Origin of the sequence: Streptomyces sp. NPDC058457 (assembly GCF_042720695.1) — a bacterium.
Taxonomy (GTDB): Bacteria; Actinomycetota; Actinomycetes; order Streptomycetales; family Streptomycetaceae; genus Streptomyces.
In genome coordinates this window covers 26,981-51,401 of record NZ_JBHXLU010000069.1, presented here as the reverse complement: position 1 = coordinate 51,401, position 24,421 = coordinate 26,981, and the positions used below count along the sequence as shown (strand labels likewise).

16 protein-coding genes and 1 pseudogene are annotated in these 24,421 nt (G+C 72.4%); 10 read left to right on the top strand and 7 right to left on the bottom strand.

All coding sequences use genetic code 11. The features are described from left to right. Nucleotides 1-39: 39 nt before the first annotated feature. A complete protein-coding gene (locus tag ACFWPS_RS38500) occupies nt 40-927 on the top strand; it encodes a cellulose-binding protein (protein WP_383714334.1) in 888 nt (295 codons plus the stop codon). A 183-nt stretch (nt 928-1,110) separates the two neighbouring features. Here the strand turns inward: ACFWPS_RS38500 and ACFWPS_RS38495 are convergent, their stop codons facing one another. From ACFWPS_RS38495 to ACFWPS_RS38485, 3 genes are all read right to left on the bottom strand, one after another. Continuing rightward, a complete protein-coding gene (locus ACFWPS_RS38495) occupies nt 1,111-2,691 on the bottom strand; it encodes a cation acetate symporter (protein WP_383714371.1) in 1,581 nt (526 codons plus the stop codon). 26 nt (nt 2,692-2,717) lie between these two features. Beyond that, nucleotides 2,718-3,137 (bottom strand): DUF485 domain-containing protein, encoded by a 420-nt coding sequence (locus ACFWPS_RS38490; protein WP_383714331.1) that lies wholly within the window; start codon nt 3,135-3,137, stop codon nt 2,718-2,720. A gap of 189 nt (nt 3,138-3,326) precedes the next feature. After that, entirely contained in the window at nt 3,327-4,820 is a 1,494-nt protein-coding gene (locus ACFWPS_RS38485) for an MFS transporter (protein ID WP_383714329.1), read from the bottom strand. Between the two features lie 487 nt (nt 4,821-5,307). Between ACFWPS_RS38485 and ACFWPS_RS38480 the strand changes: the two genes are divergently transcribed. The 4 genes from ACFWPS_RS38480 to ACFWPS_RS38465 all read left to right on the top strand — a co-directional run bounded on the left by ACFWPS_RS38480 (nt 5,308) and on the right by ACFWPS_RS38465 (nt 13,052). Further along, entirely contained in the window at nt 5,308-6,096 is a 789-nt protein-coding gene (locus tag ACFWPS_RS38480) for an ABC transporter ATP-binding protein (RefSeq protein ID WP_383714326.1), read from the top strand. After that, nucleotides 6,093-8,672 carry an ABC transporter permease gene (locus ACFWPS_RS38475; protein ID WP_383714322.1) on the top strand — a complete coding sequence of 860 codons (2,580 nt, stop codon included), beginning with the start codon at nt 6,093-6,095 and terminating at the stop codon, nt 8,670-8,672. The genes ACFWPS_RS38480 and ACFWPS_RS38475 overlap by 4 nt, the downstream gene beginning before the upstream one ends. Before the next feature lie 429 nt (nt 8,673-9,101). Further along, a complete protein-coding gene (gene mfd, locus ACFWPS_RS38470) occupies nt 9,102-12,659 on the top strand; it encodes a transcription-repair coupling factor (protein ID WP_383714320.1) in 3,558 nt (1,185 codons plus the stop codon). Nucleotides 12,660-12,695: 36 nt separating this feature from the next. Then, a complete protein-coding gene (locus ACFWPS_RS38465; RefSeq protein ID WP_383714317.1) occupies nt 12,696-13,052 on the top strand; it encodes a MerR family transcriptional regulator in 357 nt (118 codons plus the stop codon). A 62-nt stretch (nt 13,053-13,114) separates the two neighbouring features. Here ACFWPS_RS38465 and ACFWPS_RS38460 read toward each other — a convergent pair. Then, a pseudogene (locus ACFWPS_RS38460) lies at nt 13,115-13,878 on the bottom strand (SDR family NAD(P)-dependent oxidoreductase). Nucleotides 13,879-14,158: 280 nt separating this feature from the next. Between ACFWPS_RS38460 and ACFWPS_RS38455 the strand changes: the two are divergent. After that, a complete protein-coding gene (locus tag ACFWPS_RS38455; RefSeq protein ID WP_383714315.1) occupies nt 14,159-14,878 on the top strand; it encodes an HNH endonuclease family protein in 720 nt (239 codons plus the stop codon). A 25-nt stretch (nt 14,879-14,903) separates the two neighbouring features. On the opposite strand, the gene ACFWPS_RS38450 is transcribed toward ACFWPS_RS38455, so the two are convergent. The 3 genes from ACFWPS_RS38450 to ACFWPS_RS38440 all read right to left on the bottom strand — a co-directional run bounded on the left by ACFWPS_RS38450 (nt 14,904) and on the right by ACFWPS_RS38440 (nt 18,743). Next, nucleotides 14,904-16,028 carry a hypothetical protein gene (locus ACFWPS_RS38450; protein ID WP_383714313.1) on the bottom strand — a complete coding sequence of 375 codons (1,125 nt, stop codon included), beginning with the start codon at nt 16,026-16,028 and terminating at the stop codon, nt 14,904-14,906. Next, complete coding sequence (locus ACFWPS_RS38445; protein ID WP_383714310.1) at nt 16,025-17,908, bottom strand: M48 family metalloprotease; 1,884 nt, start codon at nt 17,906-17,908, stop codon at nt 16,025-16,027. The genes ACFWPS_RS38450 and ACFWPS_RS38445 overlap by 4 nt, the downstream gene beginning before the upstream one ends. A 121-nt stretch (nt 17,909-18,029) precedes the next feature. After that, nucleotides 18,030-18,743, bottom strand: coding sequence for a hypothetical protein (locus tag ACFWPS_RS38440; protein ID WP_383714309.1), 714 nt, complete (start codon nt 18,741-18,743; stop codon nt 18,030-18,032). A 182-nt stretch (nt 18,744-18,925) separates the two neighbouring features. Here ACFWPS_RS38440 and ACFWPS_RS38435 point away from each other — a divergent pair, with 182 nt between their 5' ends. The 4 genes from ACFWPS_RS38435 to ACFWPS_RS38420 all read left to right on the top strand — a co-directional run bounded on the left by ACFWPS_RS38435 (nt 18,926) and on the right by ACFWPS_RS38420 (nt 24,393). Further along, entirely contained in the window at nt 18,926-21,118 is a 2,193-nt protein-coding gene (locus ACFWPS_RS38435; protein WP_383714307.1) for an N-6 DNA methylase, read from the top strand. Between the two features lie 203 nt (nt 21,119-21,321). Then, the gene (locus tag ACFWPS_RS38430) at nt 21,322-21,942 is read left to right on the top strand and encodes a hypothetical protein (protein ID WP_383714305.1); all 621 of its coding nucleotides are present in this window, start codon (nt 21,322-21,324) and stop codon (nt 21,940-21,942) included. A 38-nt stretch (nt 21,943-21,980) separates the two neighbouring features. Further along, nucleotides 21,981-23,468 (top strand): serine/threonine-protein kinase, encoded by a 1,488-nt coding sequence (locus ACFWPS_RS38425; protein ID WP_275539771.1) that lies wholly within the window; start codon nt 21,981-21,983, stop codon nt 23,466-23,468. A 100-nt stretch (nt 23,469-23,568) separates the two neighbouring features. Beyond that, a complete protein-coding gene (locus ACFWPS_RS38420; protein WP_383714303.1) occupies nt 23,569-24,393 on the top strand; it encodes a glycoside hydrolase domain-containing protein in 825 nt (274 codons plus the stop codon). Nucleotides 24,394-24,421: the final 28 nt, after the last annotated feature.

The following is a 24,421-nucleotide window of genomic DNA, read 5'->3' as shown; positions in this document are numbered from 1 at the left end:
ATCATCATTTCGTGCGGGTCCGGCGGAGAGGGGTTCCAGGTGAGCAGCGCATCGATGTCGCCGTACGACTTCGTGACCGTCCGGGGGCGTGGCTACCGCCCCGATCAGGTCGACACGTTCACGGTGGCGCTCTGCGAGGACCGGGACGCCGCGTGGGAGCGTGCCGCGCGGCTCACCGTGCTCGCCAAGGAGATGGAGGCGGAGGCCGAGCGGCTGCGCGCCGAGGTCGAACAGCTCCCTCCGCAGACGTACGAGGCGCTCGGGGACCGCGCGCACCGGGTGTTCCGGCTCGTGGTGGAGGAGGCCAGGGCCCTGCACGAGGGCGCCCGGCGGGCGCTGACGGACGGGGTCGCGGAGGCCGCGGCGCGTGCCGACAGCGCGCGCTGTGCGGTGCAGGAGCAGGCCGACGCGCTCCGCGCGGACACCGAGGAACGCGCCCGCCAGTGGCTCCTCGCCGCGCGCGCCGAGGCGGACGACATCCGCATCGGCGCCCGCCTTGAGGTCAAGGAGCGGCGGGGCGAGGCCCTTTCGGCGTTGCGCGAGGTGCGGCAGCGCACCACCGGGATGCTCGCCGAACTGGTCAAGGAGCACGCCGAACGCTGGGCCGGGGAGGAACGCGAGGAGGCCGCGCGCGCCGCCGCGGTCGACGCGCACAACGCCGAACGCATCGCCCGCGCCGAGGCCGCCCTGGCGGAGGCGGAGCGGGCCCTGGTCGAGTCCGAGGAGTCGGCGCGCCGGTCCCAGGAGGAGGCACACGCGCGTGCCTCGGAGGTCCTCGCGGAGGCCCGGACCCGTGAGGAGCGCATCGCGCGGGAGACCGAGCGCGTGCTGCGCGAGCACGGCGAGACCTGGGACGACGTCCAGGCGCACATGGACCACATGCGGGACAGCCTCATGTCCCTGACGGGGCGCGCGGCGGCGGAATAGCGCCCCGCGCCCCCTTGGCTCCGCCCAAGCGGGGCCGCGGAAGCGCCCCGAAAGGGGCGCGGGGCTGTATCCATATGCGGCTACCGCCGCGTGGGCGCGACCAGCCACGACGGCGCCGCAGCCGACCGACAACGCATAGCGGCACTTTCGGGCGGAGCGCCTGCGGCACTTCCCGCGGAGCGCTCAGCTTCCTCTCCGCACCGCCCCCGCGAGGATCCACCCCTCCACGGCCTCGTACTGCCGTCGCTGCTCCGCGGCCCTGCGCCGGCCGGAGGCGACCGTCCCCAGCCAGCCCAGGAGGAATCCGGCGGGGATGGAGACGAGGCCGGTGGTGGTGAAGGGGAACCAGTTGAAGTCGGCGTGCGGGAAGGCGGCGCCCGGCGAGCCCGAGACCAGGTTCGTGCCGGGCATCAGGAGCAGCACGGTGAGGGTGCCGCCGACGAGTGTGCACAGCAGGCCGGTGCGGGTGTAACGGCGCCAGAAGAGGCCGTAGACCAGGGCCGGGGCGAGGGCGGAGGCGCCGAGGCAGAAGGAGAGGGTGATCAGGGGCTGCAGGCTGTGGTGCTGCACCAGGGTCGCCAGCAGGATCGTGGGGACTCCTATGGCGAGCGCGGAGACGCGGGCCAGGGTCATCTCGCGGCGGGCCGGCATGTCCTGGACGCGGGTCGCGAAGACGTCGTGGGCGAGGGAGTTGGCGCAGGCGAGGATCATGCCGGCGACGGAGGCGAGCAGGGTCAGGAAGATCGCCGCGGTGACGGTGGTGAAGAGCAGGGTCTCCGCCGTCGAGACGTCGGTTCCGAACGCCGCGCGGGCGCCCAGCAGGTAGGCGGTGTTGCCCTGCGGGTCGGCGGCGACGATGGCGGCGCGGCCGACCAGGGCGGTGGCGCCGAAGCCGACGACGCTGACGACCGGCACGAACAGGGCCACGCACGACACCGCCCAGGACATCGACCGGCGGACCTGGCGGGCGCTGGAGGCGGTGTACATGCGCATGGTGATGTGCGGCAGGCAGGCGCCGCCGAGGACGACGGTCAGCTCCGAGCTGATCATGTCCAGGCGGGGCGCGGGACCGCCGGTGAACTGGAGGCCGGAGCGCAGGTAGGCGGTTCCGGCGCCGCTGCCCCTGGCCGCCGCGGTGAGCAGGGCGCCCGGGTCCCAGTCGAAGCGGTGCAGGACCAGCAGGGCCACGACGGTGCCGGAGCCGAGCAGGGTCACGATCTTGAGGATCTGGATGAGGGCGGTGCCCTTCATGCCGCCGATGGCCGCGTAGCTGATCATCAGGGCGCCGAGGCCGATGACACAGCCGGTCTGCACGGTCTCGTTGGAGAAGCCGAGGACGAAGGCCATCAGCTGGCCGGCGCCGGCCAGCTGGACCAGCATCAGCGGCAGCAGGGCGGCGATGGTCACCGCGCAGGCCGCGATCCGTACCGACCGGCCGGGCATCCGGCGGGCCAGCGCGTCGCCCATGGTGAACCGGCCCGCGTTGTGCAGCGGTTCGGCCAGCAGGAACATCAGCAGCATCAGCGACAGGGCTGTACTGAGGGCGAGGACGACGCCGTCGTAGCCGCACAGGGCGATCACCCCGGCGCCGGCGAGGGCGCCGGCCCCCGAGATGTAGTCGCCGGCGATGGCCAGGCCGTTGCGCAGCGGGGAGAGGGAGCCGTAGCCGGTGTAGAACTCGTCGAGGTCGTCGCGGTCCGGGCCGGTCAGCACGCACAGCAGAAGGGTGAGCGTGGCGACGACGGTGAAGGCGACCAGGGACATGGACTGGGCGGAGCCGCCGAAGCCGGTCACCGTGCGGCCCCGCGCCTGGCGTCCAGTTCCGCGGTCCTGCGGATGCGGTCGGCGAGCGGGTCGACGTGGCGGCGCGCGGTGTGCTCGTAGAGGGCGATCGCCAGCCAGGTGACGGGGAGCTGGAGGAGTGCGAGGAGCAGTCCCGCGGGTACGCCGTCGGCGACCGTGCTCGTCATCACGCGCGGGGCGAACGCCGACAGCACCAGGAAGAGCGTGAAGTAGCCGAGCGCGGTGAGGGTCGCGGTGCGCCGCTGGAGGCGGTAGGCGCCGCGCAGCACCCGCAGGTCGCTGTGGTGCCCGACCGGCTCCCGGTGGGGTACGTGCCGGGGTCTCGGCGGCTGAGGCGGCAGCGGCTGCCAGGGGTAGGTGAGGTCTGGCGGCTCGGGTGGGGAAGGCATGGAAGGGTCGTAGGACATCCCGGTGCTCCTTGCATGGCTCGGGTCCGTGGCGGCGGACCGCAGGGAGAGGAGGGAGCGGGGGACGCACGTTACTCGCAGGTATCCGGGGTGCGCGGCCATTTTCGGCAACTGGCCGGCCGGTATGCGCTTACTTCACGCGAACGTGTCTGACCTCGGGTGTTACCCGCGTTAACGCCGGGACGGGAGTCAGTCTTTGAGGACCGGGAAGCGTCGCGGTGCCACCGACAGGAGCACCACGAACGCCACCGCCGCCGCGCATGCCGCCCCGAAGTACACCGCGTGGACCGCGGCCGCGACGGCGTGCCGGGTGGCCTCGGGGACCGTTCCGTCGTCCAGCGCGCGCGTGACGGAGTCGAGGTCGCCCGCGCCGCCCAGCCGGGCCGCCAGCACCCCGTTGGCGACCGCCCCGAACACCGCCGCCCCGATCGTCTGGCCGGTCTGCCGGCAGAACAGCACCGACGCGGTCGTCGTGCCCCGCTCCTCCCAGCCCACCGTCGACTGCACACCCACCAGCAGCGGCAGCTGGAACAGGCCCAGCGCGCCGCCGAGCAGGAGCATCAGCAGCGTCGGCTGCCAGGCCGACCCCGGGTAGGGCAGGAAGGGGAACGCGAACAGGATCAGCGCGGCCGCGCCGATGCCGAGCAGCGCGGTGTCGCGGAAGCCGATCCGCCGGTACACGTGCTGGCTGAGGGCCGCGGAGATCGGCCAGCTCAGCGTCCAGACCGACAGCACGAACCCGGCGGCCACCGGCGCGAGCCCGAGGACCGACTGCGCATACGTCGGCAGGAACACCGTCGGCGCCACCATCAGCAGGCCGAGCGCGCCGAGCGCGAGGTTGACGGCCGCGATCGTACGGCGCCGCCACACCCACCCCGGGATGATCGGCTCCGCCGCCCGGCGCTCGATCCACACCACGAGCCCCACCAGTGCGAACCCGGTGGCGAACAGCGCGCACGACGGCGCGGACCACCACGCCCACGCCACCCCGCCCTGCACGAGCGCCGTCAGCAGTACGCCCCCGCACGCGAAGACCGCCAGCGCACCCGCCCAGTCCACCCGCGGGGGCGTGCGCGGCGCGCGCTTCGGCTCGTGGAGGTGACGCACTATCAGCCAGAGCGCGGCCGCGCCGATCGGCAGGTTGACGAGGAAGATCCACCGCCAGTCCGCGTACGCGGCCAGCACCCCGCCGAGCCCCGGCCCGGCGACTGCCGACACCGCCCACACCGTGGACAGCTTCGACTGGATCTTCGGGCGTTCCTTCAGCGGGTACAGGTCGGCCGCGAGGGTCTGCACGGTGCCCTGCAGCGCCCCGCCGCCGAGGCCCTGCACGATCCGGAACGCGATCAGCGCGGCCATGTTCCAGGCGACCGCGCACAGCAGCGACCCCAGCAGGAACACCGCGGCGCCCGCGACCAGCACCGGCTTGCGGCCGAAGGTGTCGGAGAGCTTGCCGTACACCGGCAGCGTCACGGTGACGGCCAGCAGGTAGCCGGAGAAGAGCCAGGAGAAGACCGAGAAGCCGCCGAGGTCGCCGACGATCTGGGGTACGGCGGTGGAGACGACGGTGGAGTCGAGTGCCGCCAGCGCCATGGCGAGCATCAGGGCGGCCACCACGGCCCCCCGTCGGCCCGTCGCGGCCTCGCGTCCCGCCGTGCGTATCGCGGGTTTCGTGTTCCCCACGCCGGATCCCCTCCCGATGTGTTCCTCATGTATCTATGTCGCGTACGACAGCTTCCCATCCGCTCCGGCACGGCGGGAGTACGCGTCCACCAGGTGGAAGTCCGTAGCCACCTGGCCGGAGTGCACGGCGACTTGACCCTCCCGCGACGGGAGGGTGGACGCTGCCTGGGCCGGTGGGTGGAGCGCAACCCCGAGAAAGGCTCCACCCGGCGGTGGACGTCCCCTAGGGGGTTCTCCGTACTACGGCTCGGGGAGGGTTCGTACCGCCGGAGGAGGAGACGGCACCCCGCCCGTCCTTAACCTGGTCTTACGCCGCCGGGGGTGGTTGACCGAACCGGCGGGGGTGGGGTTTTCCCCCCGGAAAGACGGGGCTTCGCACCAGCGCGGGACAGGCCCGCGTGCGGACAGACTCATCGGCGTACCAACCGCTTCGCAGCAAGGCGCAGCACAGTGCTGCTCATTTGCTGACCGACTTAGGAGACATACCGTGACATCGGCTGTGACCATTCCCAGGCACGGGGGTACTGGAGGGCGTACGGCCGTTGCCGCGCGGGCGCGGCAGGTCGTCAAGGCGTACGGGGCCGGAGAGACCCGTGTCGTCGCCCTGGACCATGTCGACGTGGACATCGCGCGGGGGCAGTTCACCGCGATCATGGGCCCCTCGGGGTCCGGGAAGTCCACTCTGATGCACTGCCTCGCCGGGCTCGACACCGTGACGAGCGGTCAGATCTACCTGGACGACACCGAGATCACCGGCCTGAAGGACAAGAAGCTCACGAAGCTGCGCCGGGACCGGATCGGTTTCATATTCCAGGCGTTCAACCTGCTGCCGACGCTGAACGCGCTGGAGAACATCACGCTCCCCATGGACATCGCCGGGCGGAAGCCCGACAAGGAGTGGCTGGGGCGCGTGGTGGAGACCGTGGGGCTCGCGGACCGGCTCAAGCACCGCCCCACACAGCTCTCGGGCGGTCAGCAGCAGCGCGTGGCCGTGGCCCGCGCCCTCGCCGCGCGCCCCGAGATCATCTTCGGTGACGAGCCGACCGGAAACCTCGACTCCCGCGCGGGCGCGGAGGTCCTCGGCTTCCTGCGCCGCTCCGTGGACGAGCTGGGCCAGACGATCGTGATGGTCACGCACGACCCGGTCGCCGCCTCCTACGCGGACCGCGTGCTCTACCTCGCCGACGGCCGGATCGTCGACGAGATGTTCAAGCCGACCGCGGACACCGTCCTGGACCGCATGAAGGACTTCGACGCGCGGGGGCGTACGTCATGACCGTCATGAAGACCTCGATGCGCAACTTCTTCGCGCACAAGGGGCGCATGGCCCTGTCGGCGGTCGCCGTCCTGCTGTCGGTGGCGTTCGTGTGCGGCACGCTGGTGTTCACCGACACCATGAACACGACGTTCGACAAGCTGTTCGCGGCTACCTCGTCCGACGTCACGGTCAGCGCCAAGGGCGCCTCCGACACCGGACAGACGACCTCCGACAACGGCAGGCCGCCGGTCATGCCGGCCTCGGTGGTCGGCAAGGTCCGCGCGGCGGCCGGCGTCAAGGCGGCCGAGGGGACGGTCTTCTCGACGTCCGTGACCGTCGTGAACGCCGACAAGGACAGCCTGTCGCCGTCCAGCGGCGCGCCGACCATCGTCGGCAGCTGGAACTCCAACGACGCCCGCACCATGAAGATCACCTCCGGTGCGGCGCCGGAGAACTCCGGCCAGATCATGGTCGACGCCGACACCGCCGACAAGCACCACCTGAAGCTCGGCGACGAACTCGCCGTCATCAGCGCGGTGGGCACGCACACCGCGAAGATCTCCGGCATCGCCGACTTCACCGTCACCAACCCCGGTGCCGCGATCTTCTACCTGGACACCAGGACCGCCCAGCAGGCGCTCGTCGGGCAGACCGGCGTCTTCACCAATGTCAACGTGACGGCCGCGGCCGGGGTGACCGACCCGCAGCTGAAGAAGAACGTGATCGGCGAACTCGGCTCCGCCTACAAGGTGCAGACCGCCAAGGAGACCGCCGACGCCAACCAGAAGGACGTCGAGAGCTTCCTGAGCGTCATGAAGTACGCGATGCTCGGCTTCGCCGGGATCGCCTTCCTGGTCGGCATCTTCCTGATCATCAACACCTTCTCGATGCTGGTCGCCCAGCGCACCCGCGAGATCGGCCTGATGCGGGCCGTCGGCTCCAGCCGCGGCCAGGTCAACCGGTCCGTGCTCGTCGAGGCCCTGCTGCTCGGCGTGGCCGGCTCGATCCTGGGCGTCGGCGCGGGCGTCGGCATCGCGGTCGGCCTGATGAAGCTGATGGGCTCCATGGGCATGCACCTGTCGACCAGTGATCTGACGGTCGCCTGGACGACCCCGGTGTTCGGCCTGCTCCTCGGCGTCGTCGTCACCGTCCTCGCCGCCTACCTGCCCGCGCGCCGCGCCGGCAAGGTCTCCCCGATGGCCGCGCTGCGCGACGCGGGCGCCCCCGCCGACGCCAGGGCGGGCCGCATACGCGCCCTGGTCGGCCTGGTGCTGACCGGCGCGGGCGGCTACAGCCTCTATCTGGCCTCGGCCACCGAGCAGGCCAAGGAGGGCTCGGCCTGGCTCGGCCTCGGCATCGTCCTCTCCCTCATCGGGTTCGTCGTCATCGGACCGCTGCTGGCGGGCGCTGTCGTACGGGTCCTGGGCGCCGTCCTGCTGCGGATGTTCGGCCCCGTCGGGCGCATGGCCGAACGCAACGCGCTGCGCAACCCGCGCCGCACCGGCGCCACCGGCGCCGCCCTGATGATCGGACTGGCACTCGTCGCCTGTCTCTCCGTGGTCGGCTCCTCCATGGTCGCCTCCGCGAGCGACCAACTCGACAAGACCGTCGGCACGGACTTCATCATCCAGTCCGACAGCGGCCAGCGGATCACCCCGCAGGCGGTCAAGGCCGTCAAGGACGTACCGGGACTCGCGCGCGTCACCGAGTACCGCACCACCACGGCCGACTACACCACGCCCGACGGCAAGACCCTGAAGGACACCGACATCACGGCGGCCGACCCGACGTACGCGACCGACCTGCGCACCAAGACCGTCGCCGGTGATCTCAAGGACGCCTACCTGCCCGACTCGATGTCCGTGTACGACAAGTTCGCCGAGGCGCACGGCATCCACCTCGGCTCGAAGATCTCCGTCAGGTTCAAGGACGGCCGCACGGCCCACCTCACGGTCCGGGCGATCACCAGCAGCGACGGCCTCATCGACGCCGGCTCCAAGTACACGAACATCACCACGCTCGCCAAGTACGTGCCGGCCGCCAAGATGCCGCTCGACGACCTGGTCTTCGCCACCGCCAAGGACGGGCGGCAGGACAGCGCCTACAAGGCGCTCAAGACCGCCCTCCACGACTACCCGCAGTACACCGTGCGCGACCAGACCGACTACAAGCAGGCGCTCAAGGACCAGATCGGCCAGCTGCTGAACCTGATCTACGGCCTGCTCGCCCTGGCGATCATCGTCGCGGTCCTCGGTGTCGTGAACACCCTCGCCCTCTCGGTGGTCGAGCGGACCCGCGAGATCGGCCTCATGCGGGCCATCGGCCTCTCCCGCCGCCAGCTGCGCCGCATGATCCGCATGGAGTCGGTGGTGATCGCCCTCTTCGGTGCCCTGCTGGGTCTGGGCCTCGGCATGGGCTGGGGCGCCACGGCCCAGAAGCTGCTCGCCCTGCAGGGCCTGAAGGTCCTGGAGATCCCCTGGCCGACGATCATCGGGGTCTTCGTCGGTTCCGCCTTCGTGGGCCTGTTCGCCGCCCTGATCCCCGCGTTCCGCGCGGGCCGCATGAACGTCCTGAACGCGATCGCGACGGACTGAACCAACCGAGGAGACCACCGCATACGGGGGTTGCGGGGGAACGCCCGGCGCCGGGAGTCCTGAGGGACCCCGGCGCCGGGCACACGTCTTCGTCCTTCGTGTCCGTCGTGCCCGGCGTCTCGATTGCCCGAGTCGGGTGGTGGGCGTGTCTTCGTCTGTGGAATTTGTCTGTCGAATTTGTCTTTGGAGTCTGTCTTTCGAGTCCCGCTTCTCGATTCGCCGAGTCGGGTGGTGGGTGGGCATAGGCTTCGGGGGTCCAGGGGGCGGAGCCCCCTGGTACGGCCACCGCGACGCACGGCACCTCACAGGGCGACGGAGGTTATCCACAGCCCCGGCACCCGCGCCCGCGTAGTCGTACGCTGGAGACCCCCCGGTCGCAGCCCGCGCCGGGCACTTCGCGTTGCCCACCCCCCGACGAAAGCCGCCTGAATGAGCCTGCACGGTCTGCTCGACGTCGTCGTCAAGGACCCCGCCCTCGCGGAAGCGATCAAGGCGGCCGCGGACGGCAACCGCATGCACGTCGACCTGGTCGGCCCCCCCGCGGCCCGCCCCCTCGCGGTCGCCGCCCTGGCCCGCGAGGCCGGCCGCCCCGTGCTCGCGGTCACCGCCACCGGCCGCGAGGCCGAGGACCTCGCCGCGGCCCTGCGCACCCTGCTGCCGTCGGAGGGCGTGGCCGAGTACCCCTCCTGGGAGACGCTCCCGCACGAGCGGCTCAGCCCCCGCAGCGACACCGTCGGCCGCCGCCTCGCCGTTCTGCGCCGCCTCGCCCACCCCCGCCCCGACGACCCCGAGACCGGCCCGGTCTCCGTCGTCGTCGCGCCCGTCCGATCCGTGCTCCAGCCGCAGGTCAAGGGCCTCGGCGACCTGGAGCCGGTGGCGCTGCGCACCGGGCAGACCGCCGATCTGAACGAGGTCGTGGAAGCCCTCGCGGCCGCCGCCTACGCGCGCGTGGAGCTCGTCGAGAAGCGCGGCGAGTTCGCCGTCCGCGGCGGCATCCTGGACGTCTTCCCGCCCACCGAGGAACACCCCCTGCGCGTCGAGTTCTGGGGCGACGACGTCGAGGAGATCCGCTACTTCAAGGTCGCCGACCAGCGCTCCCTGGAGGTCGCCGAGCACGGCCTGTGGGCACCGCCCTGCCGCGAGTTGCTGCTGACCGACGACGTCCGCGCACGCGCGCGTGCCCTCGCCGAGGCCCACCCCGAGCTGGGCGAACTGCTCAACAAGATCGCCGAGGGGATCGCGGTCGAGGGCATGGAGTCCCTCGCCCCGGTCCTGGTCGACGACATGGAACTGCTGCTCGACGTGCTGCCCAAGGGCGCGATGGCCGTCGTGTGCGACCCGGAGCGGGTGCGTACGCGTGCCGCCGACCTCGTCGCCACGTCGCAGGAGTTCCTGCAGGCCTCCTGGGCGGCCACCGCGGGCGGCGGCGAGGCCCCCATCGACGTCGGCGCGGCCTCCCTGTGGTCGATCGCGGACGTCCGCGACCGCGCGCGCGAGCGGGACATGATGTGGTGGTCGGTGTCGCCGTTCGCGGCGGACGAGTCGTTCACGTATGCCGCTGACGCGGCGGGGGCGGCCGACACCCTCAAGCTGGGCATGCACGCCCCCGAGACCTACCGCGGCGACACCGCGAAGGCGCTCGCCGACACCAAGGGCTGGCTGGCCGACGGCTGGCGCACGGTGTTCGTCACCGAGGGCCACGGCCCCGCCTCCCGCACCGTCGAGGTGCTCGGCGCCGAGGGCATCGCGGCCCGCCTCGACGTCGACCTGGGAGAGCTGAGCCCCTCGGTCGTGCACGTGTCGTGCGGCTCGATCGACTACGGCTTCGTCGACCCTGCGCTCAGGCTCGCCGTCCTCACCGAGACCGACCTGTCCGGCCAGAAGGCGGCCGGCAAGGACGGCGCCCGGATGCCGGCCCGCCGCCGCAAGACCATCGACCCGCTCAGCCTGGAGCCGGGCGACTACATCGTGCACGAGCAGCACGGCGTCGGCCGCTACATCGAGATGGTGCAGCGCACCGTGCAGGGCGCCACCCGCGAGTACCTGGTCGTCGAGTACGCCCCCGCCAAGCGCGGCCAGCCCGGCGACCGGCTGTACATCCCCACCGACCAGCTGGAGCAGATCACCAAGTACGTCGGTGGCGAGGCCCCCACCCTGCACCGCCTGGGCGGCGCGGACTGGACGAAGACCAAGGCGCGCGCCAAGAAGGCCGTCAAGGAGATCGCCGCCGACCTGATCAAGCTCTACAGCGCGCGCATGGCCGCCCCCGGCCACGCCTTCGCCGGCGACTCGCCCTGGCAGCGCGAACTGGAGGACGCCTTCCCGTACGCGGAGACCCCCGACCAGCTCACCACCATCGCCGAGGTCAAGGAGGACATGGAGAAGTCCGTCCCCATGGACCGCCTGGTCTGCGGCGACGTCGGCTACGGCAAGACCGAGATCGCCGTACGGGCCGCCTTCAAGGCCGTACAGGACGGCAAGCAGGTCGCCGTCCTGGTCCCCACCACCCTGCTGGTGCAGCAGCACTTCGGGACGTTCTCCGAGCGGTACTCGCAGTTCCCGGTGAGCGTGAAGGCCCTCTCCCGGTTCCAGACCGACACCGAGGCGAAGTCGACCCTGGAGGGCCTCAAGGAGGGCGCGGTCGACGTCGTCATCGGCACCCATCGCCTCTTCTCCACGGAGACCAAGTTCAAGGACCTCGGCCTGGTCATCGTCGACGAGGAGCAGCGCTTCGGCGTCGAGCACAAGGAACAGCTGAAGAAGCTGCGCGCCAACGTCGACGTACTGACCATGTCCGCCACCCCGATCCCGCGCACCCTGGAGATGGCGGTCACCGGCATCCGCGAGATGTCGACGATCACCACGCCCCCGGAGGAGCGGCACCCGGTGCTCACCTTCGTCGGGCCGTACGAGGAGAAGCAGATCGGCGCCGCCATCCGCCGTGAACTGCTGCGCGAGGGCCAGGTCTTCTACATCCACAACCGGGTGGAGTCCATCGACCGCGCGGCGGCCAGGCTGCGTGAGATCGTCCCCGAGGCGCGCATCGCGACCGCCCACGGCCAGATGTCGGAGTCGGCCCTCGAACAGGTCGTCGTCGACTTCTGGGAGAAGAAGTTCGACGTCCTCGTCTCGACCACGATCGTCGAGTCCGGCATCGACATCTCCAACGCCAACACGCTCATCGTCGAACGCGGCGACACCTTCGGCCTCTCCCAGCTGCACCAGCTGCGCGGCCGCGTCGGCCGGGGCCGCGAGCGCGGCTACGCGTACTTCCTGTACCCGCCGGAGAAGCCGCTGACCGAGACCGCGCACGAACGGCTCGCCACCATCGCCCAGCACACCGAGATGGGCGCGGGCATGTACGTGGCGATGAAGGACCTGGAGATCCGCGGCGCCGGAAACCTGCTCGGCGGCGAGCAGTCCGGGCACATCGCGGGCGTCGGCTTCGACCTGTACGTGCGCATGGTCGGCGAGGCCGTCGCGGACTACCGGCGGCAGCTGGAGACCGGCGGGATCGAGGAGGAGCCGCCGCTGGAGGTCAAGATCGAGCTGCCCGTCGACGCGCACGTCCCGCACGACTACGCGCCCGGCGAGCGGCTGCGCCTCCAGGCCTACCGTTCCATCGCCTCCGCCAACTCGGAGGAGGACATCAGGGCGGTCCGCGAGGAACTCACCGACCGCTACGGCAAGCTGCCCGAGCCGGTGGAGAACCTGCTGCTGGTCGCCGGACTGCGGATGCTCGCCCGCGCCTGCGGAGTCGGCGAGATCGTCCTGCAGGGCACCAACATCCGCTTCGCACCAGTGGAGTTGCGCGAGTCGCAGGAGCTGCGGGTCAAGCGCCTGTACCCCGGGACCGTCATCAAGCCGGCCGTCCACCAGGTACTGGTACCGCGCCCGAAGACCGCGAAGGTGGGCGGCAAGCCGCTGGTCGGCCGGGAACTGCTGGGCTGGGTCGGGGAGTTCCTCGCCTCGATCCTGGGGTCGTGACGGGGGACGAGGTGGCGGGGGACGGGGACGCGGGACGTGCGGATCGGTGAGCTGGCGCGGGCGACCGGATCGACACCGCGGGCCCTGCGCCACTACGAACAGGCGGGCCTGATCACCTCCGCACGCGCCGCCAACGGCTATCGCGCGTACGACGCCCGTACGGCCGTACGCGTCCGCAACATCCGCCGGCTGCTGGCGGCAGGCCTCACCCTGGACGACGTCCGGGCCTTCCTGCCCTGCCTGGACGGCGAGGTCAGCGCCGGTCGCGCCTCGGCGCGGGGCCTGCGGATCGCCCGGGACCGGCTGGCCGTCCTGGACGCGCGGATAGCGGCACAGACGGAGGTACGCGAGCGACTGGCGGCGGCGCTGCGCGAGGCGGGCGAGACGGTCTGACGGGCGCCCTCGGACGCCGGGAGATCGGGACGTCGGGACGCCGGGACGTCGGGACGCCGGGATCAGGAGGCGACCGCCCCGCCGTCCACCGGCAGCACCACGCCGGTCACGAACGACGCCTGCGGCGAGGCGAGCCGGGTGATGGCCCAGGCGACCTCCTCGGGACGGCCGATCCGGCCGAGCGGGGTGTGGTCGAGCTGCCACTTGCGCAGGGCGGCCCGCTGCTCCGGGGTGTCCCGGAGTGGTCGGCGATCGGTGTCTCGATCGCGCCCGGGGCCACCGCGACCACCCGGATCCCGTGCGGGGCCAGTTCGACGGCCCAGCTGCGGGTGAGCACTTCGAGGGCGGCCTTTCCCGCCGCGTACAGGGAGTTGCCGGTCGGCCAGCCACGCTGGCCGACGGCCGTCGTCACGTTGACCACGACACCCCGGCTCTCCTCCAGCGCCGGGAGCGCGGCCTGGGTGAGCAGCACGGGAGCGATCAGGTTCGTCTCCAGCAGCGGCCGGACGGCCGCGCGGGTGTAGGTGCGCAGGGAGCCGGCGGTGACGACCGCCGCGTTGTGGACGAGCACGTCGAGACGGCCGTAGCGCTCCAAGGCCGTCCGTACGACGGTGCCGGGCCCGTCCTCGGCGGTGATGTCCGCGGGCAGCGCGGTGATCCCGGGGTGTCCGTCGGCGGTTTCGGAGAGCGGGCCCGGCCGGCGGCCGACGGCGACCACGTGCGCGCCCTCGGCGGCGAACGCGCGCGCCGTGGCGCGGCCGATGCCGGTGCCGGCACCGGTGACGACGACGGTACGGGGGGCCTGGGTGCGAAGGTTCTCGCTCATGCCGGAATCGTCGGACCCTGACACCGGCGTCAAGGTCAAGTCCCCCCTCGTAGGTGTGAGGTGCATCATCGGGGGCATTCGGTCGCGGCGGGGAGTGAGCGGGCGCGAAGACGTGCGGCCCGAGCTTCGCCCCGGGCGTCAATCGGCTGCCGACAAGAGCGAGTTATGGGTATGCATCCTTTTGCACCCTATCTGGGCCGAACCGTGCGGCGGTTACCGTGGGACCAGCAGAAATCCGCCCGTGCGGAGGCGGACAGGGGCAAGAAATGAGGGGGCGCACGTGGCGCGTCTGAGGGACGGGGCGGTCCTGGCGATCGTCGTGATCTTCGCGGTGGCCGGCTGCAAGGACCTGCAGGACAAGGGGAGTTCGGGAGCCCAGGGCGCGGGAGGCGGCGGCGGAGCGGCCCTGACGGCCGCCGACTCGCTGACCGTCAAGGGCCGGGCGCCGAAGACCGGTTACTCCCGGGAGAAGTTCGGCTCCGCCTGGGCGGACACCGACTCCAACTCCTGTGACACCCGGGACGACATACTCAGGCGCGACCTCAAGGAGGTGAAGTTCACCGACGGCGACTGCAAGGTCTCCTCCGGCGTGCTGGAGCCGGACCCCTACTCCGGCAAGGAGATCACCTACAAGCGCGGTCGCAGCCTGGTCGACATAGACCACCTCGTCGCGCTCTCGGACGCCTGGCAGACGGGCGCCAAGTACTGGGACGCCAGCAAGCGCATAGCCCTGGCCAACGACCCGCTCAACCTCCTCGCCGTCGACGCGAGCGCCAACCGCGGCAAGGGCGACGGCGACACCGCCACCTGGCTGCCGCCCGACAAGTCCTACCGCTGCACCTACGTCGCCGCGCAGGTCGCCGTGAAGAAGAAGTACGGCCTGTGGGTCACCGCCGCCGAGAAGGCCGCGATGAAGAAGGTCCTCACCACCTGCGCGGGCCAGGAACTCCCCTCGGGCGGCAACCCGACCAAGGCGCCGTCACGCTTCAAGGCGCGCTGAACCGGCCCCGCCCCCGCCGCGTGCGTCAGTACCCCAGGGCGCGGCCGCGCGGCGGAGGGGCGGGGCGGCCCGCCTTCTCCCAGGCCACGAAGGTGTTGGTGCGGGCGAAGACGAACGCCTTGACCGGGTCGGCGGAGTACGACCACGGCGGGCTGCCGACGTATCCGCCGACCGCCCGGAACTGCTCGACGGCCTCCGCGTACCGATCCGTCTGGAACAGGGTGTCCGCCAGCAGGTGCCGCACCGTCGGCAGCCGGTGGTGCCCGGCCGGCGCCCGGTCCACGGCGTCCAGCGTGGCGTCCACGGCCGCCTGCACGAACGGCTGGTTGTACACGGGCGCCTTGGGCTCCCGGGACGCGTGCTCCATCAGCCCGTAGAGGCGCAGTACGGACAGCAGGCTGCCCTGCGGCGCGGAGGCCGCGGCCTGCTCGGCGAACGCGTACATCAGTTCGTGCGAACCGCTCCACTTGGCACACCAGTACTGCAAAGCGCTCATGTGCGCCCCGAAGTGGTGCGGATCGCGTGCGCCGACCTCGGCCCACAGCGCCCGGAAGTCGTTGTTCGACCAGCTGAGTCCCCGCGCGATGGTGAGCTGCGCGATCCAGGGGCAGGGGTCCTCGGGTGCCATCCAGGCGGCCTCCTGGCAGGCGGGCAGCGCCTCGGCCAGCAGCCGGTGGAAGCCCTCGAACTGCTCCGCCGTGGTGTGCTTCGCCAGCTTCGCACCGCGTACGGTGCCCGCGAGCACGACCAGCGCGTCGGCGTGCACCAGGGCGGCGGCCGGATCGCCGGGGTACTCGGTCCGCCACGCCTTGAGCCAGGTGTCGTCCTCGGCGGCGGCGTGGGTGAGGATGCCGAGCCGGTACCACCGCAGGTCCCAGTCCCGGCCCGCCCCGGCCAGGTAGGCGGCGGCCCGCCGCCAGTCACCGGCGAGGGCGGCCTGCGCGACCGCGTCGGCCTCGGGGTCGGGGCCCGCGAAACGGCTGTCGAGCTGAGCGGCGGGCACCAGCCCGTACTTGGCGGGGTCGATGTTGACCGGCGCCTTGGCCTTCGCCTCCGCCCGGAGCGCCCGCGCCTTGCGGGCGTTGCGCGGGACGGTGACGGCCGCGTAGGCGAGGACGCCGGCGCCGGCTATGTCGATCAGGACGTTCATACCGGGTCTTTCGGGTAGGGGCCGCCGGAAGAGGCGGGTGGATGGGCGGGCGGACAGGCGGGCTGGTAGGCGGCCGAAGGGACCGTCGAAGGGACCGCCGAAGGGGCGGCCCAAGAAGCCGTCGGAGCACGGCCGCCGCCGGACAGCAGGGCCCGCAGAGGGCCTGTGCCGGGCGGATCGGCGACCGCGTGGTCCAGGGCCTCCTCCAGCGCCTCGGCGAACTGTACGGGCGCCACCGCCCGGACCGGGGGCCCGGACCAGCACAGCTCCCACCGGCACAGCCCGGTGTCCAGCGCGGTGAGCAAGGCCATTTGCCGCAGGGCCGAGCGGAAGGCCGTCCGGGCGAACTCGCGTGCCGCGCGGCCACTGCTCCGGCCGGCCTGCTCCGACCTGGGCAGCCGGTCGGCGACGTCGTACAGCAGGCCGTGGTCGATCAGGTCCAGAAGACGGCCGAGGTGGCCGAGGTGGTCGGGGTGGTCGGGGTGGTCGGGGTGCGTCACTCCGGATACGGCGACGCCTCTCGCGCCGGCCGCCTGGGCCATGGCCCCCAGCAGCGGCCCCGCTTCCCGCGCCCAGCTCCCGCGCCGGGTCTGCGCGGGCAGTTCCGCCCAGGGCACCCGCCGCCAGGACAGCGTCTCCCGGCCCAGTACGGCTCGTTCCAGTCCGGCGAGGAGGCGGTCCGGCTCCCGGAGCAGCGTGAGGGCGGGGCGCCGGGGGAGCGTGGCGGTGCGTCCGTCGTCGGGGAGTGCCTCCAGCACCGCGATGCGGTCGGCCGTGGGCGGGTGGCTGTCGTACGGAGACCTCTCCTCGGGAATCACCTCCGGGAGCGGCCTGCGGGCCCACGCTTCCAGTTCCGCCCGGCGTGCGGGGTCCGCGAGCAGGAGGGCGAGCCCGCCGTGGAACTGCCCTTCCGGCGGCAGCAGTCCGGCGTCCCGGCCCATCAGGGCGTACTCGCGCAGGTAGAGATCGTCGGCGGCGTCGAGCGCGGGGATGCGGCGCAGCGCGGCGGCCGTGGTGTCCCGTCCGGCGATCCGGGCGGCCACGAGGTCGGCCGCGTACTCCTGCCGGCGGCTGACGGCCTCGGTCAGGCGCAGACAGAGCCGGGCGTACGCGGAGAAGACGAGGGCCAGGTAGTGGTCCGGGCCCCGCGTCGGCTCCCGCTTCACCGGTGGCGGCTTGCCGGCCGCCCGGCGCCGGGCGGCCCGCGCGGCGGCCCTCGCCTTCTCCTCGGCCTCCTCACGCGCGGCCCGCTGCCGCAACGTGTGCGTGGTGTGCAGCAGTCTGCCGTGCAGCGCCCAGAGCAGGCCGCCCAGCCGGGTGTCGTCGTGCGCGTAGTGGCCCAGTTCGTGCGCGAGCACGGCGTCCAGTTCGTCGTCCGGCAGGCCGATCAGCAGGGCGACGCCGAGGAAGAGCCGCCGTTCGCCCGCGACCAGCCCGAGCCACCGGGCGTCCTCCCGCACCATGGCATTGGCCCCCGGGATCACCCGGATCTCCGTGGGCGGCCGGGTGCCCACCCGCTCGGCCAGCTCCCGCACGCGCCGCCACAGCTCCGGCTGTTCCCGCGGCGCCAGTGACACGCCGGGCACCTCGTCCTGCCCGTCACCGGGGCCGCGGCTGAGCAGGACGACCCGCACCACGCACCAGGCGATCGCCAGCGAGCCGAGGTAGCCCTCGACGGCCATGACGGTGAAGCTCCCGCCCCGGGCCAGGAAGACGTCCAGGACCGCCAGCGCGACGAGGAGGAGCAGGGCCAGCACGTAGAACCCGAGCAGCAGGCCGAGAACGAGCCCGGCACGCAGCGGTGTTCCGGGCACGCCCCGTTCTCGTACGGCGGTTTCCCCGGCGGCCGCCCGGCCGGCGGGGCGGGACGTCAGGCGCATCGGCATCCTTCACGGGAACGGATCGGAACGAGAGGGAACGGAACGAGAGGGAACGGAACGAGAGGGAACGGGACGGTGGTGGGGCGTCGACGCCGGGCTCGGACCAGGCCGCCGGCGGCGCCTACTTCTTCAGCGTCGACAGGATCGTCGTCGTCACCTTCTTCGCGGACGCGGCACCGTTGTCGCCGCCCGCAGTGGACAGCACGGTGACCACGGAGGCGCCGGAACGGGCCGCGATCAGCGTGGTGCCGTTCTCCCAGTAGCCGCTCGTCAGCGTCATCGTGTAGGCCTCGTCACCGAGTCCGGCCGTGGAGCTGCCGGTGAGCTTCACCTTGGCGTGTGCGTCGGTGTCCGTGTACGTGGCGCACTCCGCGGCCACGGTCCGCAGCGCCTTCATCACGTCGGTCGCCGTGGCGCCCTGGAAGGCGTCGATCTCCTGGTCCACTTCCTCGGTCTTGCTCGCGTAGCCGTTCTGCGCGAACGACACCCCGCCCTTGTAGCCCGACACCTGGATCCAGGACGTGGTCTCCAGCCTGGTGCAGTCCGGCTTGCCCGTCTTGCGGCCGGCCGGGGAGAGGAACCGGCCACCGCTGTCCGCGGAACCGTCGGACTCGAGGGTGAGCCCGGACGGGAAGGCCGCGGCGGGCGCCAGCGCCTTCTTCAACTGGGTACCCGTGAGCAGACCGGAGTCGGGGTCCTTCGCCTTGGCCGGCTTGGCGCTCGTGCCGGTACCGGAGTCGGCGGTCGCCCCGGTGGATCCGGAGGAGCAGGCGGTCAGGGCCAGCGGAAGGGCCGCGACGGCTATCAGCATCACGGCACGGGACGGGAGACGCATCAGGAGTCCTTCTCGGGTGGGTTGGAGTGGTGGGTCAATAAGAGCAGAGGCTGTGAACCGAGTCAACATGGATTACATGATGTGTGGTGTGCACGCCCGTGAAGGGGTAGATCTTGTGTACATCGGTATGCTCGGTGCACAGAGGGGCACCTGGGCACCTGGGACGAGGGGAGCAAGGCCGCGTGCAGGACAACGCCACGGAGGTGACCGCGGCCGGTATCGCACGGCTCGCCGGAGTGGGCCGCGCCGCCGTCAGCAACTGGCGCCGCCGGCACGCCGACTTCCCCAAGCCGGTCGGCGGTACCGAGACCAGTCCGTCCTTCGCGCTCACCGAGGTCGAGTCCTGGCTGCGCGACCAGGGCAAACTCGCCGAGGTCCCGCTGCGCGAGCGGGTCTGGCAGCAGCTCGCCGGGCATCCCGAGGGCGCGCTGACGGCGCTGGTGCACGCCGGCTGTGCGCTGCTGCTGATCCACGAACGCCCCACCGTCTGGCTCGACGTGAGCGCCGGCTCGGACGAGCGCATGGCCGCGATGCTGCCGGGCGCGCTGGAGCAGGTGCTGACCGCGCGCCTCGGCGGGGCAGTGGAGCGCACGGTTCACAGCGGCCGGTCCGCGGGCGCCGCCGAGGCTGTGAACAGGCCCGGCGGCGCAGCGGGTGTGAACACCGAAGCGGTCGCCCGCCCTGTGAACACCGCGCCGACGGCACCCGGCCCGACCGTCGCCTCCGCCGCCCCCGCCGTCCGCACCACCCCCGCCGTCCGCACCCCCACCGGCCCCCAGCTCCTCCCGTCCGTCCCGCTCCTGCGCGGCGCCGCCGAGCTGGCCGCCGAGGTCGGGGCCCGGCAGGCCTTCGAGTTCCTGCTGGGCCGGCACCTGGACGCCAACCCCCGCCAGTACACGCTCACCCCGTCCGACCTCGCCGGTCTCATGGCCGACCTGGCCGGCCCCGCCCGCACCGTGCTGGACCCGGCCTGCGGGACCGGTGCCCTGCTGCGGGCCGTGGACGTCCGCCCCGGCCAGGAGCTCTACTCCCAGGACAGCGCCCCCGAGCTCGCCGCGCTCACCGCGCTGCGGCTCGCGCTGCACTCCCGGGCCGGGGTGCACGGCGCCGCCGGCGACACCCTGCGCGCCGACGCCCACCCGGAGCTGCGCGCCGACGCGGTGCTCTGCCACCCGCCGTTCAACGAGCGCAACTGGGGCCACGACGAGCTGGCTTACGACGCCCGCTGGGAGTACGGCTTCCCCGCGCGCACCGAGTCGGAACTGGCCTGGGTGCAGCACGCCCTGGCCCGGCTGGCCGACGGCGGCACCGCGGTGCTGCTGATGCCGCCGGCCGTCGCGTCCCGCCGTTCCGGGCGCCGGATCCGCGCCGACCTGCTGCGCCGGGGTGCGCTCAGGGCGCTCGTCGCGCTCCCGGTCGGGGCGGCGCCGCCGTACAGCATCCCGCTGCACCTGTGGGTGCTGCGCCGGCCCGACCGGACGCCGGCCACGCCCGAGGTGCTGCTCGTGGACACCGGGAGGTTCGCCGGGGAAGGGCGGGGCGGTCCGGACTGGGCGGCGGTACGGGACGCCGTCCTGGACGCCTGGCGTGCCTTCGGGCGCGCCGGGGGGCCGGTGGAACGGCCGGGGCTGGCCCGTTCGGTGCCGGTCATCGAACTCCTCGACGACGACGTGGACCTCGCCCCCGCCCGCCATCTGCCCCCGGCCGCCGTGGCCGACGGCCCGGAACAGCTCACGGCGGTCCGCGAACGGTTCGGCGTGACGCTGCGCCTGACCGCCGACCTCACCCCGCCGCCGGCCGGCCAGGCGCCGCCCGCGCGGTGGCCGCTCACCACGGTCGGCGAACTCGCGCGCGCGGGCGCGCTGGTGCTGCGCACCGGCGGGAACGGCGGCCACGCGCGCGTGCCCGTGCTCACCGACCACGACGTCCTCGCCGCGACGGCACCCTCGGGCACGCTTCCCGAGAGCGACGAGGAGGCCGTGCTGACCGAGCCGGGCGACGTCGTCGTACCGGTCCTCGGCGGCGGTTCGGTGGCGCGCGTGATCGACGATGCGACGGCGGGCGCCGCCCTGGGGCGCAACCTTGTGCTCCTGCGCTCCGATCGCACGGCCATCGACCCGTGGTTCCTGGCCGGCTTCCTGCGGGGCACCGCCAACAACCGGCAGGCCAGCAGCTATGCCTCCACCGCGACCCGGCTGGACGTGCGCCGGCTCCAGCTGCCCCGGCTCCCCTTGGAGGAACAGCGGCGCTACGGCGCGCGCTTCCGCGCACTCGACGAGTTCGAGCGGGCGCTGCGCCACGCGAACCGGCTCGGGGAGCACCTCGTGCGCGGAATGTACGACGGCCTCACCGACGGGACCGTCACGCCCGACTGATCCCTGATCGCCTATTGATCGATTCATGCCCGGCGCGTCCCGGCAGTCGGTCCGACAACGGTTCGGTACAACCCGGACCGGTTGTCCGTGCCGGGCCATATGCTCGAAGCGACCATCACACGACCGATGTTGTCTGCGGGCGGACGGCGCCGGACGGTCACGTACGCCCTTTTCAGGGAACTTCAGGCAACACAGGAGCGATCATGCAAGGCCAGGGCCATGCGCAGCCGGTGCAGCGGCCGCCGCACGACGCGGTACTGGTCCTGTTGCGCGTGGTGTTCGTGGCGATGGGCGTGTTCAGTGTCGGCTTCCTGGCGTGGGTGATGATGCTGCGGCTGGCCGTCGTGACCCGCAGATCGGCGGACTTCGGCCTGCTGGTGGCGGTGTCGGCGGCCGACATCCTCAGCATCGTGCTACTGGCCGTCGAACCCGGCGACGACGTGCACACCACCGGCGGCTACCTGGGGATCACCCTGCTGTTCGGCACGCTCCTGGCCACCGTCGTCTACTACCTCGCGGCCGACGTACGCCACTTCCAGCGGCAGCGCGAGGCGTACGCGGCGCAGACGTACGGCTACCCGCCCGCGGCCTCGCCGTATGTCACGGGGACGACGCCCCTGGGCGCGCAGCCCCCGCACACCCCGCCCCCGCACACCGTGCCCCCGATGTCCCGGCCGCCGCTCCCGCAACCTCCGATACCCGCGCCGCCCCAGCGCCCGGCACCCGCCCGGATCGAGCAGGTACGCGCCGAACTCGACGAGCTCAGCGACTATCTGCGCAAGCACGACGGGCGCCACGAGGGCGACTACGAGGGCGGAAGGTGACCGTGGCGACAGGACGTGTCGTCGCCGGCCGCTACGAGCTGTCCACGCTCATCGGGCAGGGCGGCATGGGCCAGGTGTGGACGGCGTACGACCAGCGGCTCGACCGGCGGGTGGCCGTGAAGCTGCTGCGCCCCGACAAGGTGGCGGGCGCGGAGGCGGAGGAGCTGCGCCGGCGGTTCCTGCGGGAGTGCCGGGTGACCGCGCAGGTCGACCACCCCGGGCTGGTCACCGTGCACGACGCGGGCAGCGAGGGCGAGGAGCTCTTCCTCGTCATGCAGTACGTGGACGGTGCCGACCTCTCCGACCACCTGGCGGAGCACGACCCGTACCCGTGGCAGTGGGCCGTGGCGGTGGCCGCGCAGCTGTGCGCCGTGCTGAGTGCCGTGCACGCGGTGCCGATCGTCCACCGCGACCTCAAGCCGCGCAACGTGATGGTGAAGCAGGACGGCACGGTCACCGTCCTCGACCTGGGCGTGGCCTCCGTCATGGACACGGACACCACCCGCCTCACCCACACCGGCTCCCCGATCGGCTCGCCCGCCTACATGGCGCCCGAGCAGGCGATGGGCGGCGCGGTCGGCCCGTACACCGACCTGTACGCGCTCGGCGTGCTGCTGCACGAACTGCTCAGCGGGGAGGTGCCGTTCGCGGGTTCCACGGCGCTCGGCGTGCTCCACCGGCACCTGTACGAGCCGCCGCTGCCCGTACGCCGGATCCGCCCCGAGGTCCCGGAGCCGCTCGAGAGCCTCGTGCTGCGCCTGCTCGCCAAGGACCCGCAGCACCGGCCGGCGTCCGCGCAGGAGGTCTACGAGAACCTGGCGTCGCTCCTGCCCCCGCGCGGGATGCCCTCCGGGGCGCCCCTGGACCCCACCCGCCCCTTCCTGCGCCCGCACGCCCCCTGGCCGGACCGGGCGCGGACGCCCGCACCCCGGCCCGCCGCCCCGGTGGCCGCCGTACCGGACAGACCGGATGTCGCCGCCGCCGTCGACGAGGTCAAGCGGCTGCTCGGGGAGGGGCGCATCACCCAGGCCGTCGACATCCTCGGCGCGATCCTGCCGGTCGCCGCCGACCGGCACGGCGAGCGCTCCACGGTCGTACGCACCCTGCGCAAGCAGTACGCGGCCACCCTGATGGACGACGGGCAGTACCGGCGCGCGCTGCCCGAACTGCGCCGGCTCGCCGAGGAACGCGCCGCCGAGGCGGGCCAGGCCGACCCGCAGGTCCTGCGCTTCCGCTACGAGACCGCCCAGTGCCTGGAACAGCTCGGCGAACCGGCGGCGGCACTCGCGGAGTACCGCGCGCTGCTGCCGTACTACGAGAACCAGTACGTGGCCGGCGATCCGCAGCTCGCGCACGACGTGCGCCGCCGGATCGGGCATCTGCTGCTCGCGCTCGGCGACCGGCCCGCCGCGCACGACACGCTCGCCCGGCTGCTGATGGACCTGGAGCGGCTGCACGGACCCGGACACCCGATGGCGGCGGAGGTCCGGCGCACGTTGCAGTGGCTGGGACAGGTACGCGGCTAGCCGTCACCGGCCTGGCAGACGACCGGCTCCGGCCTCCTGATAGGTTGCGGTCCGTTTTCCTCGGTCTTTCCTGCACAGTGCACACACAGGGGGTTCCGGCATGGCCGGCCATCGGCAGTCGAAGAAGCGCAGATACATCACCTGGGGCGTCGCGGGTACCGCCGTCGTCGCCGGGGCCGGGATCGCCGCGCAGACCTCCATGGCGGCCACCACCTGGCCCGCCCAGAAGACGTTCACCGGCCGGGCCTTCGACACCTGCCAGGCGCCCACCGCCGACGTGATGAAGGCCTGGAACACCGGCTTCTACGGCGCCGCGGCCGTCTACATCGGCGGGAAGAACCGCGGCTGCGCCCAGCCCAACCTCACCGCCTCCTGGGTCAAGACCGTCACCGCCGCGGGCTGGAAGCTCGTCCCGCTCTACGTCGGCGCCCAGCCGTCCTGCGGATCCGGCGGCTCCGAGAAGATCAGCGCCGCCACCGCCGCCTCCGTCGGCAAGTCCGAGGCGGACGACGCCGTGTCCAAGGCCGCCGCCCTCGGCATGAAGGCGGGCAGCCCGATCTACCTCGACATGGAGGCGTACGACACGACGAACACGTCGTGCAACAACGCCGTGCTGACGTATGTCCGCGCCTTCGACAAGGAACTCCACGCGAAGACGTACCGCGCGGGCTACTACGGCTTCACCAGCTCCAGCGCCAAGGCGATCGCGAACGCCACGGACAAGACGGACCTGCCGGGCAACCTCTGGTACGCGCTGTGGGACCAGAAGAACACCACGACCACGGACTGGCCGTTCGGCGCGTCCCAGTACACCGGGCACAGCCGGGCCCACCAGTACATGGTGAACAGCAAGGAGACGCGCGGCGGTTACACGATCACCGTGGACCGCGACGCCTGGGACGCCCCGGTGGCGATCACGGGCTGAGCGGGATCCGTACCGCAAACCCTTCCGG

Coding starts and splice junctions, on each gene's coding strand:
- ACFWPS_RS38495 (WP_383714371.1), bottom strand. CDS start 2,691: ATGTCCCTGGTCGCCTTCACCGTCGTCGCCACGCTCACCCTTCTGCTG.
- ACFWPS_RS38490 (WP_383714331.1), bottom strand. CDS start 3,137: ATGTCCTACGACCCTTCCATGCCTTCCCCACCCGAGCCGCCAGACCTC.
- ACFWPS_RS38430 (WP_383714305.1), top strand. CDS start 21,322: ATGCAAGGCCAGGGCCATGCGCAGCCGGTGCAGCGGCCGCCGCACGAC.
- ACFWPS_RS38450 (WP_383714313.1), bottom strand. CDS start 16,028: ATGAACGTCCTGATCGACATAGCCGGCGCCGGCGTCCTCGCCTACGCG.
- ACFWPS_RS38475 (WP_383714322.1), top strand. CDS start 6,093: ATGACCGTCATGAAGACCTCGATGCGCAACTTCTTCGCGCACAAGGGG.
- ACFWPS_RS38445 (WP_383714310.1), bottom strand. CDS start 17,908: ATGCGCCTGACGTCCCGCCCCGCCGGCCGGGCGGCCGCCGGGGAAACC.
- mfd (WP_383714320.1), top strand. CDS start 9,102: ATGAGCCTGCACGGTCTGCTCGACGTCGTCGTCAAGGACCCCGCCCTC.
- ACFWPS_RS38440 (WP_383714309.1), bottom strand. CDS start 18,743: ATGCGTCTCCCGTCCCGTGCCGTGATGCTGATAGCCGTCGCGGCCCTT.
- ACFWPS_RS38420 (WP_383714303.1), top strand. CDS start 23,569: ATGGCCGGCCATCGGCAGTCGAAGAAGCGCAGATACATCACCTGGGGC.